14 protein-coding genes are annotated in these 12,891 nt (G+C 45.0%); all 14 read right to left on the reverse strand.

What is annotated here, in order from left to right; translation table 11 throughout:
- Positions 1 to 11: 11 nt before the first annotated feature.
- Positions 12 to 260: a PRC-barrel domain-containing protein gene (locus C1712_RS03445; RefSeq protein WP_102266811.1), complete on the reverse strand. Its 249-nt coding sequence runs from the start codon at positions 258 to 260 to the stop codon at positions 12 to 14.
- 44 nt (positions 261 to 304) lie between these two features.
- Positions 305 to 1,081: a SigB/SigF/SigG family RNA polymerase sigma factor gene (locus C1712_RS03450; protein ID WP_102266813.1), complete on the reverse strand. Its 777-nt coding sequence runs from the start codon at positions 1,079 to 1,081 to the stop codon at positions 305 to 307.
- Between the two features lie 72 nt (positions 1,082 to 1,153).
- Entirely contained in the window at positions 1,154 to 1,849 is a 696-nt protein-coding gene (gene sigK / locus C1712_RS03455) for an RNA polymerase sporulation sigma factor SigK (protein WP_102266815.1), read from the reverse strand.
- A 4-nt stretch (positions 1,850 to 1,853) separates the two neighbouring features.
- Complete coding sequence (locus C1712_RS03460; RefSeq protein ID WP_102266817.1) at positions 1,854 to 2,591, reverse strand: hypothetical protein; 738 nt, start codon at positions 2,589 to 2,591, stop codon at positions 1,854 to 1,856.
- Between the two features lie 142 nt (positions 2,592 to 2,733).
- Complete coding sequence (locus C1712_RS03465) at positions 2,734 to 3,375, reverse strand: hypothetical protein (RefSeq protein WP_102266819.1); 642 nt, start codon at positions 3,373 to 3,375, stop codon at positions 2,734 to 2,736.
- Between the two features lie 2 nt (positions 3,376 to 3,377).
- Positions 3,378 to 4,034, reverse strand: coding sequence for a hypothetical protein (locus C1712_RS03470; RefSeq protein ID WP_102266821.1), 657 nt, complete (start codon positions 4,032 to 4,034; stop codon positions 3,378 to 3,380).
- A gap of 13 nt (positions 4,035 to 4,047) precedes the next feature.
- Positions 4,048 to 4,746 carry an ATP-binding cassette domain-containing protein gene (locus C1712_RS03475; protein ID WP_102266823.1) on the reverse strand — a complete coding sequence of 233 codons (699 nt, stop codon included), beginning with the start codon at positions 4,744 to 4,746 and terminating at the stop codon, positions 4,048 to 4,050.
- Positions 4,718 to 5,101, reverse strand: coding sequence for a GntR family transcriptional regulator (locus C1712_RS03480; RefSeq protein WP_178200951.1), 384 nt, complete (start codon positions 5,099 to 5,101; stop codon positions 4,718 to 4,720). The genes C1712_RS03475 and C1712_RS03480 overlap by 29 nt, the downstream gene beginning before the upstream one ends.
- Positions 5,102 to 5,284: 183 nt before the next feature.
- The gene (hpf, locus tag C1712_RS03485) at positions 5,285 to 5,830 is read right to left on the reverse strand and encodes a ribosome hibernation-promoting factor, HPF/YfiA family (RefSeq protein WP_102266827.1); all 546 of its coding nucleotides are present in this window, start codon (positions 5,828 to 5,830) and stop codon (positions 5,285 to 5,287) included.
- 176 nt (positions 5,831 to 6,006) lie between these two features.
- Positions 6,007 to 6,957 carry a dipeptidase gene (locus C1712_RS03490; protein ID WP_245858049.1) on the reverse strand — a complete coding sequence of 317 codons (951 nt, stop codon included), beginning with the start codon at positions 6,955 to 6,957 and terminating at the stop codon, positions 6,007 to 6,009.
- A gap of 6 nt (positions 6,958 to 6,963) precedes the next feature.
- Complete coding sequence (locus C1712_RS03495; RefSeq protein WP_102269732.1) at positions 6,964 to 7,962, reverse strand: zinc dependent phospholipase C family protein; 999 nt, start codon at positions 7,960 to 7,962, stop codon at positions 6,964 to 6,966.
- 145 nt (positions 7,963 to 8,107) lie between these two features.
- A complete protein-coding gene (locus C1712_RS03500) occupies positions 8,108 to 10,216 on the reverse strand; it encodes a peptidoglycan-binding protein (protein WP_180963060.1) in 2,109 nt (702 codons plus the stop codon).
- A gap of 122 nt (positions 10,217 to 10,338) precedes the next feature.
- Positions 10,339 to 11,844: a DUF2779 domain-containing protein gene (locus C1712_RS03505; RefSeq protein WP_102266831.1), complete on the reverse strand. Its 1,506-nt coding sequence runs from the start codon at positions 11,842 to 11,844 to the stop codon at positions 10,339 to 10,341.
- 82 nt (positions 11,845 to 11,926) lie between these two features.
- On the reverse strand, positions 11,927 to 12,880 hold the full coding sequence (locus tag C1712_RS03510; RefSeq protein ID WP_180963061.1) for a helix-turn-helix transcriptional regulator: 954 nt from the start codon (positions 12,878 to 12,880) through the stop codon (positions 11,927 to 11,929).
- Positions 12,881 to 12,891 lie beyond the last annotated feature (11 nt).

The following is a 12,891-nucleotide window of genomic DNA, read 5'->3' on the forward strand; positions in this document are numbered from 1 at the left end:
TCCAAAAAGCTTTAAGAATTTGCTTCTACCACCAAAATGACGTCCTTACCGATCTGTTCGATCCGTTTGACCGCGATCGCAATTTCCGGTTCCTGAAACAGCCATGGAAAGTATTTATGGATCCCTTTGGGCGGCTGCCTTACAAAGAGCACCGTGATCTTCAGATCACATTCCTCGATTTCCAGATCGCTGATATAGCCTAAAAAGCGCCCATCGCAAACACTGACCACTTCTTTTTCTCTTAGCTCCGTATAACGCATCCTATCACCCTGCTACAATATATGCGCGCTTTTATCAAATAGTGCTATTCAAACTGCTTTTTCAATGCCGCGATGGCGTTTTTTTCCAGCCTTGAAACCTGCGCCTGTGAAATACCAAGCTCTTGTGCGATCTCAACCTGTGTCATATCCTGAAAATAGCGTTTGCGAATGATATCGCTCTCTTTTTCACTCAATGTCCGCATACTTTTGCGCAGCGTCATGATATTACACAGCTTGCCGATCTCATCATGCTCGTCTTTTACCTGATCGATCAAATATAATTCATCGCCGTCATGATTATAGATCGGTTCATAGATCGAAAGTACGCTTTGGATCGAATCAAACGCATCCTCAATATCCTTCACCTTCACTTGCAGCTTTTCTGCCAGCCACTGGTTAGTCGGTTCTTGCTGATGTTGTTGCAGGTAGCGCTCTTTTTCCTGCATCGCCTTATAAGCGAGATCTTTCAGATGCCGAGAAATGCGGATCACGCTATTGTCTCTTAAATAACGCTTGATCTCACCGACGATCATCGGCACCGCATAAGTGGAAAAGCGCACTTCATGCTTCAGATCAAAATGATCGATCGATTTGATCAGCCCGATGCAGCCGACCTGAAACAGATCATCCATATTCTCACAGCGAGATGAAAAACGCTGTACGATCGACAGCACTAATTTCAGATTTCCGTTCATCAGTTTTTCTTTGGCGCTTTCATCCCCCGCCTGCAGTTTCAAAAACAGTTCCTTCATTTCCTCATTGGATAAAACACGCAGCGACGATGTCGTAATACCGCTGATCTCCACTTTATAGCGACTCATGCCCCAGCCTCCTTGCTAGTAGCATTGTTCCCGAAAGCAAACAAAAAACAACTGGTAAAACATGCCAGTTGTCTAGTCTTGGTGCATCGTCGTTTTTAATTTTGCCAAGATCCGCTTTTCCAGGCGGGAAATATACGACTGTGAAATGCCCAAACGATCCGCAATGTCTTTTTGGGTCAGCTCTTCGTGATCGATCCCATAGCGCATCTGTAAGATCAGCCGTTCGCGCTCCTTTAACGTGCTCATCGCCTTTAACAGCTCTCTGCGGTTTTCATTCTTTTCAAATTCTTTTGTTACCAGATCATCATCGGTACCGATGATATCCGATAGCAACAACTCATTGCCGTCATAATCGACATTTAACGGTTCATCAAAGGATACCTCGGCTTTGCGCCGGTTTTTCTTGCGCAGAAACATCAGGATCTCATTTTCGATACAGCGGGAAGCATATGTAACCAGCTTGATATTCTTATCCCGCTTAAAGGTATTGACCGCCTTGATCAAGCCAATGCTGCCGATGCTGATCAGATCCTCCATAAAGATCGGATTGGTCTCATAACGCTTGGCGATATAGACGACTAACCGCAGGTTGTGTTCGATCAATTTATTGCGCGCTGCTTCATCGCCGTTTTCAAAAGCGATCAGCGTTTCCCGTTCTTCCTCTTTGGAAAGCGGCTGCGGGAGCGCTTCACTTCCCTGCAAATACGCGACGCTGTGCAGATCTTTTTTATGAAATAGCCATTTCCAAATACGCATCCATCGTTTCATATGTTCACCTCACCATAAATATATTGCGATTCAAAATACAAGCCGCACCCAGTTCTTTGGATATCGTCTTTTCTACATTGACATATACCTTCGCGCATATGCCGTTTTCCAATTTGATCCGCGCTTCATACACCCTTGTGATCTCGACCCCGCTCACACTGTGCAAAATGACCAGATCGACCTGTGAAGCAGTAAAATAGGAGCAATAGCGCTGATCTAAAAAAATAATGGGAATCTGATGATAAGTCGCCAGATTGCCGCTGTCCAAGTATCCGATCAGCTTCAGCTTTGTATCTGCCGTATAAAGCGTAAATGGATAACTGTACTGCATCGCACATAGAAACAATTTGCCATTCGCAAACAAAAATACCAGACCGAGCAATAAAACCACCCAAAACAAAATGATTTCACAGCGCATCGGCACAAAGTAGAGCAGATTGTGAAAACTGCCCTTCAAAAAAGCATATTCCGCAAAGGACAAAAGCATGCGTATGGTATATGCGAACACGTAGCATTTCATATGCCAGCGAAAAATCGAAAAAAACAAAATGACCTCCATGGCGATCATAAACCATAAGCTCCAATCATTCCAAAGCACTACACCAAACAAGGTAATAAACAGCGTATAAATGAGCATCTTGCGCCATGACAGCGGCTGAATGGACAGATAGGACGCTGTGCATAAGGAAAATAAGATCACGATCACGGCATTCAGCCAAGTAACCTCCAAATAACTGTCCACTGCTTCCCTCCTCCTGTATTATAGAAAGGAGGACAACCGGATTTTGTCAGATTATGAGAACAGTTTGCTTTCTATCCTTTTCTTCCCGCAGACATATAAAAAACATGCTCCGAATGAGAAGAACATGTTTTTATGCGTTCGGTTATAACCATTCACTGTGTTTTGCCAAACGGATCAAAACGATATGCAGAAGCAGACAAAGGATCACCATAATGATGAGATACGTCTGAAGAGACAGAAACTTATTGACGATAAAAGATTGAAATAAAACCAAAAGCCCGCCGAGCAAAGCATTAAAACTTTTGCGGTTTTTCTCAAAGCGCTTCGGCAGCGGTATCAGATCGAGCCATAAATTCGCGCTCATAAAGGTAAGAAAGATCAAATGTAAGGAAACGATCACCTGAATGACGTTTTCCCACAACAAGCCGGTCTCATAAAGTACAGGAAGCCCCAGAAACGCAGTCATGACAAAGACCATGGAAATGAATAAAGTAACGATGCTGTTTAACAAGATCGAAGCATAAATACGTTTTTTCAAGGATACCGGTATACATTTCAGAAAGCGGTTCTTGCCGCTGTACCATGTATTCTGTACCTTCTCCACGCTGATCCAGCCGATCAGATACTCAAGCATGAGCATGATCGTTAATACCAGCACCGTCTGTTCATAAGAACGATCCTGTGCCGATGCAATGAGAAAAAGCGATCCCAGCAGATGAATTCCGAAAATGATCAGCAGCGGTGATTTTAATTTATGCAGATCATAGCGTAAAAAAGCAAGCATCCTCATCCCTCCTTATGAAACTGATAAAAGAACATGCCAAGCAATAGGAGCAGCACACACCCAAATAAGATCAAAGCGATCGCATGTGAAGCAAACAGATTCATTCCGCCAAAGATCAGGATCAGACACACCGCTTCTGCTGTGATCATGATCGTTTCTCTATGCACGGCAGTAAACTCTTTCAGATAAACAAAAAGCAGTTGCAGCACCATCACGGCAATTGATACATGAACGAATTGTTCCACCAGCCAAACCGGAAATTTCCGATCCGCAAAATTACTGAGAAGTCCTTGTTCATGTCCGCATAAATACAGGATCATATGCGTTAGCAGCAGCGTTACGATCAAAATAATAACGCTATTCACTAAGATCAAAGACATTTTCCAAAGGACGATCTGATGTTTTCCGGCAACGATCAAAGACCGCCGCTTTGCTAATTTGCCCGCATACAGGCTGCGCCATAAAAGCATTGCCGCCGCATGCAGCAGCAACATCACCAACAGCGGTATCACAATGGCATCCGCACCGTCTGCGTGATCGCTTCGATACTGCGGCTGCATGAAATAAAACGATGCGATCACAAACAAAATAATCCATACACCACCATAGGCAAGAAGAAAGGAACGCAGCTGCCGCCACTCATAAACCAACCATTTCATGATGCTTCCTCCTTTAACCGTTTGCTCTAAGACACGTTTTCAAATAATCCTGCACGCCCATCTGTTTTTCGCCAAGGATCTTATCCACGCTTTGATCGACGATCAGTTTGCCATCCTGTAAAAACAGGACCTGATCAAAATAGGATTCAAACTCCGCCAACAGATGTGTCGCAATCACATAGGTCGCATCTTCGCTGCCGCAGGAAACGATCATCTGCATCACTTCTTCTCTTGCCAAAGGATCCAGACTTGCAAACGGTTCATCAAACAGGTACAGCTTAGCACGGCGGCTGAGCGTAAATGAAAGCTCCAGCTTCACTCTGTTTCCCTTGCTTAAAGAGGATAAAGCGCTGTTACGATCAATTCCGTTTTGATACACTAGCCGCTCACATTTTTTTCGGTCAAAATCATCGAAAAAATATTCATATAAATCAAAGATCTCTTCTATTTCCACATCATCTGAAAAAAAGCTTTCATCCGCAAAATAAGCGATCTCCTTTCGATCTAAATAACTGAGCGAATGTGTTTCAAACAGCACATCTCCCTGATCAACACGCTCCACACTGGCCAATATGCGCATCAAGGTGCTTTTACCGGCGCCATTATTGCCGCAAAGGGCATAGAGTTTTCCTTTTTCCAGCTTTAAGCTCACATCTGCCAAAGCGGTTTTCTTTCCATATCGTTTACTTACATGACGTACTTCCATCAACATTTCGCTTCAACTCCTCTCTCACTGATGTCAATATGACTTCATCACTGATGCCAAAAGAACGCATTTCACTAACCAGCCGTTTTACATAGACTGAAACCATTTCTTCTTTGAGCCGTGCAATGCGTCCGGCATCTTCACTGATAAAGCGTCCGGCCGTACGCTTGGTATAAACCAGTCCCTCCTGCTCTAAGATCGACAACGCCTTCTGCATCGTATTGGGATTGACCGCATATGCGATGGCACACTCCCGCACCGGCAGTACCTTTGATCCCGGTGGATAAGCGCCGCTTACGATCTTGCTCTTAAAATCATGAATGATCTGTAAATAGATCGGTTCATTGTTTTGATACTGCAAACATATGCCTCCTTCCCATATTGTATTACTATCCTAGTACAATTATACAATATCGCATCACTTTGCTTTTGTCAAGCGGATTTCATAAAAAACCGTTTTTCCACCCTGCTTTCTTTAGCAGTCCATACTCATTGCATATAACGCTTCTTTGTATTTCCCCAAAAAGAAAAGGTGTTTGCACACCTATTCTGTTTCGATCAAACCATAACCGCCGTCATGACGCTTATAAACAACGGCAATTTCATTTGTTTCCTCATCACGGTAGATGAAGAATGTATGATTCAACATTTCCATACGCATGATCGCTTCATCCAGATCCATCGTTTCCGGAACCAGCGATTTCGTTTTGACCACTTCATCCTCATCTTCATCCACTTCATCATAATCAACATAAAGCGCTTCATCATCAATGAAAGCCATCGCCAGTTTTTCTTTATGCTTCCGTGTTAAACGCGTCTTCTGACGACGAATCTGATCTTCCAGTTTATCAACTACCAAATCAATGGCCGCATAGAGATCATCATGCGTAACCTCTGCACGAAGCACTGCATACTTGGTAGGAATCGTTACTTCTATCTTCTGTTTGTTCGGGTAAACTCTTACCACGACATTGGCAACCACCGAATCATCAATGATGAAATACTTGGCTAAATGATCCAGCTTCTTTTCAATTTTTTCTGCGATTGCCGGAGTTACCGGAAAATTCTTCCCATAAATTTGGACTTTCATAAAATCACTCCTTATCTTTACCTATATTATATGTCAGATAATTTGATTTACCAGTCTTTCTTTTCATCGTTGTTTCTGTTATAATATCGTTGTAGCGGGGATTTGGAAAATGGGATGTAATGGGAAGAATATGGAAAATTTACGATGCAAAGAAGAAAGGGATTCGGCTGCTTGCCTTATCTCTTTTTTGTTCTAAATAACGCTTTTGCATTTTCACCAGCAATCTGTTTGATCTCTGTCAGCGTAAACACCTTTTTCATCTCTTCTAATAGACGACCGGTATCCTCACAGCTCAAAAAGTCCAGCGGCATCTCATTATCATCTTCAAAGAAATCCATGCAGTCTAATCCAAGCGCCACATGCTCGATGCCGATCAGATCGGCAATATACTTCATGTGCTTCACCAAATGCGCACAGTCCTGCTTGCTTCGCTTCTCATCAATAAACTGATTGGCGCTGTTGATGCCGATGATCCCGCCTGCCTTTGCGATCGCTTTTAACTGTTCATCTTTGAGATTGCGGCGATGGGCACAAAGCGCATAAGCATTCGAATGACTGGCGATGAACGGTTTGCGCGCACATGCAACGACATCCCAAAAACTGCGTTCGTTTAAGTGCGATACATCTAAGATCATCCCCAACTCTTCCATTTTCGCAATGGCGCACCGTCCCAGTTCGCTCAAGCCGCGCTCTTCACTGCCGCCGACACCACTCGCCAGCGCATTTTCATCATTCCATGCCAGCGACGCCAGCCGCACGCCCTGCTCATAGAGCCATGTGATCTTCGCTCCCACATCTTCTTTGATCCCACACATGCCTTCTACACTGATGATCGCATAGATTTTTCCTTCCTGCAGCACATCAGGCAGTTCACACACCGTTTCCACTTCTTTACAAGCTGCCAGATCCGCTTTTAACGCCAGCACCATTTCCTGCATTTCCTCCCATGTCTCATGCCCATCGAAGAAGCATGCCATGCACATGATCTGGATATTGCCTCTTTGAAATTTTTTCAGATGACGATTGGCAAAAATATCGCTTTCGCCTCTTCGTTTATGCAGCAGCACATCATAGCCGATATCGCCATGCAGATCAAAATAACCGATTTCCCGCATCATTTCCCTCATTCCTTTTTAATCCATATCATCATAGATCAGATCAAAGTGCTTCATTTTCGCACTTGGATCCATCCCTGTATCATATGCCTGATCATGTAAAAGATTGCCTAAGCCAAAACCGCTTTCCTCACAAATATCCTGATAAGCGAGCTTTATCGCTTCTGCGGCGACCCCGATGCCTTCCTCAAACATCTCCGGCACGGAAGCATTGCTAAAAAGGCGCATCGTACATGGATGATACCATGTCTGCTTTTGTAAATTCAATACATCAAAACGCGGATCGATGTCTTTCGGTATGATATGACCGCTGATCATCCATTTGCGATGCAGCCTGATTTCCGCTTTTTGTAGCCTTTCACAAAGCTTGCCCGTCGGATCGTGCAGCAGCAACAAAATCTCATGCCAGTCAAGCAAAGCCTCATGGATCTCATGGACCGTTAGTTTTTGATGCAGCGCGCTTCCTACCGCAGGCACATAAATTCTGGCGATCGCCTGTAACATCTCACGATCCGCCGCCGCAATGTCCGCCGCCTTGTAGGTTTCGATCGTTTCATTGTGATAGCGCCGCAGCATCATCGCATCCATCATCGATTCAAAGCGGTGATGCGCATAGGCGCTTTTTCCCTTGCAGTTGCCGGTACGATAAAAAATATAAGGATGTGCGGTCTTATCCAGCGCCCAGTGGCACAAATGTCCCATTAAATAAGCGACCATCCGCTCTTTGATGAGCGGATCCTCCTGCTTGCGGATCGCCGTGATCGCCGCTTCGTAAAAATCGTTTACCTGTCCACGATGCAAGCTCCCCCCTATTTTTGAAAGACGGTGGGACTTCCAGCTTTCCCATGGCTTCGCATGATGAAAAAACAGAAAATCAGGTCCGTTGGTACCGATATAAAATAAATGCGCATGCTTTTGAATGACGCGCAGCGCTTCATGCTTCATCGGATCGGTGCTTTTCATCAAAGCTGTGATCGCCTGCTCGCCGAATAATTTATGCGTGATGATATTAGGCATCTCCTTATCCTCCATTCCCTTATCTTCTGCACTATTATAGCGCCAACTAAGAAAAAATACAATTCCATGCTCTCCACCCTTTGTTTAGCATATGAACCGTTCATAAAGCGGTATGCTCCTAAGACAAAAACTGCCGGCTGGCAGTTTAAGTCGTCAGTTCATAATAAACCTTTTGAATCAGATTCCACGTCTGTTCCCCTACGATGCCGTCTGCCGTAATGGAAACAAGCTGCTGAAAGGCGATGACAGCATCTCTTGTGGCATTGCCGAAGATGCCATCCGCTATGACTCCCGGAATGCTCTTATAGTAGATAGAAATCGTATTCAAACGATTTTGGAGCAGTTCCACATCTTTACCGACAGAGCCAAGGCGCAGTACCGTTCCCGGGAAAGTAGGAATACCGACGCTTGGCTGATCGCCCAATACCAGTTTTGCGGCCGTTTGAAAAATAGCGCCCCATGTCGTCTCTCCCACGATGCCATCCGGCACCAGATTGAAGGTATGCTGAAACTGCATGACTGCTTCCTGTGTTGCCGCCCCGAAAATACTGTCTTCGATCAGTACCGGGATATTGTTATACTGCTGCGAAATGATATTCAAAGCACCCTGGATCTGTCCCACTGCCAGGCCGCTGCTGCCAAGCTGCAAGGGTGTGCCCGGATACTGCGGAAAGATGATCCCCGGCTGCGTTTCTTCCAAAGTGGAATAAATTTCAAATAATTTATTCCAAGTATCACGACCGATCTGTCCATCCGGGATCAAACCGAAAGCTCTCTGAAAAGCAAGGACCGCGCGTTCCATCTGTGCACCGAAACGAGAATCGATCGTAACGGTCGGAATCTGCTGATAAAATAAGGAAATCGATGCCAAATAAAACTGTGCCTGCTGTACCTCCACCCCACGGCTTCCCTGCCGCAGGACGATTCCCGGATATTCTCCGCTTAAAAAGCTCTCTCTTCTTCCCAGACTTTTTAGTTCTGCCAACTTACGCACCGCAACATAAATATACGAGATCTGATACCAAGTCTGCTTGCCGATAATGCCATCCGCATGCAAATTAAACTGCTGCTGAAAAACGCGCACCGCTGCCTCTGTTTCCGCATTAAACACGCCGTTTACCGGATAGATCGGCGTAATGAGCGGATAATTGACCGCGATCGCATTCAGAAATTCCTGCATCGTTCTGACATCTTCGCCACTATCTCCAAACCGCAACGGCGTACCCGGATACGACAAACGAATATCTTGGATATTATCAGAAGAATCAATCAGAATATCATTGCCGTAATAATATTTTAAGATACGCAATGCGTCATAGCCGCGATTTGCCAATTCCAGCGTTCCCCATTGCTTCATGCCCGGACACTGAGCGATCTTGCCATCACAATATTCCGCATAAAAAGGCTCTAAATATCCTTCCTTGCGAATAAACTCATTAAACACTTCATCGACGATATTGCTTACCGATTCATAAAGATTGCGATTTTTGACAAACGCCTGATCAAACGCCGTATTATTCGTAATATCAAAATCATAGCCGCGGCTGCGATACCATTCCGTATAAACACGATTCAGCGCCAAAGAACACTGTGCCCAAATATTCGCTTTCAACGCTTCATAAGGCCAGGTCGGATAAATCTCGCTGCTTGCGACATTTTTCAGATAATAGCGAAAATCTACGGTTACGTTTTCCGCCGGTGCACTTGGCCGTCCCAAATGCACGGTGATCTTGCTTGGAATGATGACCGTATTCAATACCGCCGGCACCACTTCTCCCTGCGCGATCGCCAAATGATCGGCGCCGCTGTTATTGCCCCCATAGTTTGTCAATAAATGATGATCTTCGATCATATTGACATTTCTGGTATTAGGAATACGATACACGTCATATTCGATATTATTGGGAATCATGGCGATCGGCAGTTCCGCATTTTCATCGGCAAAGATCTGCACACCGATGCGTTCCTCACTATCATAGCCATCTAACCGTACGATCACGTTATAGGTTTCATAAGGACGTTCGCGATTTGCTTCATCAAGCGACATTTCCTTGCTCGGTGCATACAAGGCGATCCAAGCTGTTTTTCCCTCCTCATCGCTCATAAAATAATCCTCAAATACAACCTCATTCTCCTCTGACTTAAATACACGAATGGTACCGCCTTTGATCGGCAGCGCCTGTTCTGCCGTAAACAGCTGTACCTGTAAATAACCGGTTGCGATAATCACACCTCCCATCCTTCCATATGTCATTTACCCAAAACCGTATGGGAAAGCGCCTATTTTCTATCGTTTTTGAAACAAAAACGATCTCTTTTCCTGTTTCAAGAAAGAAAATACATAAAAAAGATGCCGCATCATCGACATCTCCTATATCAAGCATCGGTATTTACAGAAGCAATGTGCATTTTATGCAGACAGCCGGTTTCCACTAACGATAACAGGCTATGATAAACGATCCACATCGCATATGTATCCATTGCACAATAAGCATAAAGCTGCTCTTTCAGCACAGCTTGCGTCTGCTCATCAAGCTCTTGCAGCATGCGCCATGCCTGTACCGCATCTAATCCATAGGAAATTTCCAGTTCCTCGTAGGAAAAATCCGAAAAGATCGTTACCAGTTTTTTTAAGGAATAAAAGCCTTCCATATCAATATGGTAAAAATTACCGCTTACAAAAGGCAGCGCCAGATCCACCATGCGATCACATACCGCATGCAGCTGTTCCCGGTATTGCGGGTACTGTTTTGCCAATTGTTTTAAGCGCAGTTTTTCCGCTCCTTCCATATTAAAGACCATGATCGAGCCTTCCTTTGGCAAATCCGCCAACAGCTTTTCAATAAAAGAAATACGGCAGTCCTTTTCTTTGATGAACTGTTTATGAAGCAAAGGTGCGCCTTTTGTTTCTTCTATATGCAGCGAGTATTGAAAGCAGAGCACATCATATGGCTTCATACCGGAATAAGGCGGGTAGGCATAGGTTTCCCATTCAAAGTCTAAATAAGAAAGCGGATAAACGATGCTTCCCTTTAACCAGCTGGAAAGCGCATAACGATCATAGAACAAGCCGCCTTCCTGATCTGCCATGATCTGGGCATACTGAAGCCGGTTTCCTTCCAGCAAGGAAAGATCGACCTCCTTCAACGTTTTGCGCCCCTGTTGCTCCATCCTTCCCTTATGAGCGGAATTGACCAGATGTAAAATGGAATTTGCCTGCGGCTTTTGAAAACAACGGTCAAAATACAGGCACTTCGCTCCGCGGGTACAGTTTTTCCCCCGCTCGCCTTTTTGCTCGCTCAAAGCCGCTACATGCCGCATTGCAAGCAATACCGCCTGCAGATCGCGCGCACATTTCTCAAGCAGCGAATCCAGCGTGTGCTGCATGCGATTATGTGCATTATACAGACAGTCGTTGATACAAAGCAAAGCATCGACACAAAGCTCTTCTTCTCTTATATACGCAGCGTTTAGATGAATGACATAAACAGCAGACACCGGTATCCCCAGCCACTTCAAAACCGTCAGATGGTCTTTGATGTACTGCGCTTCTGATTCCTTGGGATAACAGTTCGCATATGGAAAATACAGAACATAGCCCTGCGCTTGCTTGATCATGATCGGTATCTTGATCCGTAAATCTTCATACACAAAACGAGCATTTACAAGCACCTTATGCTCCTTTAACGCCGCAAGCGCCACCTCTTTTGCATCGCCCCGCTTTCCTTCAAAGCAATCTGTGATGCGCAGCCTCTTTTTGACAAGTTCGATCAAATCTTCGTTATAGTAAACAAAAGGCTTGGGATAGATCGGCTCATGCACATGCCGCCAGTAAAATGTGGCACAGCGTTCAAATTTTTTGACATCTGACAGATGTATCATATCATTCACCCTCAATCCTGTATATTATACCAAACGATGCCGCAATTACCAAGTGCCGATTGGCAAAGCATATCCAATGCTTTTATGTACCGGATTCTTTCCAGTTTACAAGCATTGCCTGCACATTTTGATAAATACGTTTGCGCCAAGCCTTCGGTTCATGCAGTTCCACATGTGATCCCAAAGAAAGCAGAAACTGCTCGGCCCGCATTTCACCGTCAATCAACAAGTGCATATAATAACCGCCATCCTCTTGCCAGTACGCCTCCAGACACAATCCGATCCGGCTTTCCGAAACCAGCACCGCCACTTCATCATAAATGCTCAGCCGCAGTTCGACCACCTGATCTTTCATCAGCCCGATCCCGACATGATCACGCAGTGTAAAATCACGATCGCGCGTAAAGGAACGATTGGTTAGCGTACAGGCTTTCATACGTTCCTCTGAAAACTTATAAGTGCGAAAATCCCGTGCATGCAGCGCATAGCCGATCACATAATAAGCATTTTGATAATACACCAGCTCATAAGGAAATAACGTAACTTCTTTGACTTCTTTGCTTTGCAAAGAGCGGTATTGTAAAAGCATCGCTTTTTGCCGGGCGATTCCCTCCCTACAAAGGGTCAGATACTGTCTAAGACGCGCGGATATATGCAGATCGCTCTCTTCCAGATAAGTGCCGCTTCCATGCGCCTTTCCCCTTGTACCGGCACGGATCTTATCCATGGCCTTCATAAACGGATCGCCATAGGCAAAATCCTTATGTGCCTGCAAATAGGCACATGCTTCAAGAAGCGCCGTCTGCTCATCTTTGTTAAGCGATGGCACCGCTAACGCTTCTTCCTCTACCAGCCGATATCCGCCATAGCGGCCGGTCGTGCTTTCGATCACATAACCGGCCGTTTCCAGCTCTTTGCGAAACTCACTTAAATTGCGAATGTTGGTCTGTAACTCATCGGCGAGCTCCTGTCGGCTCATCATGCCTCTGGCCTTTAATAAACGCAACATCTGTAAACACAATGCACAGCGATTCATACAGCTCCTGG

The organism is Massilicoli timonensis (assembly GCF_900199515.1).
Taxonomy (GTDB): Bacteria; Bacillota_I; Bacilli_A; order Erysipelotrichales; family Erysipelotrichaceae; genus Massilicoli; species Massilicoli timonensis.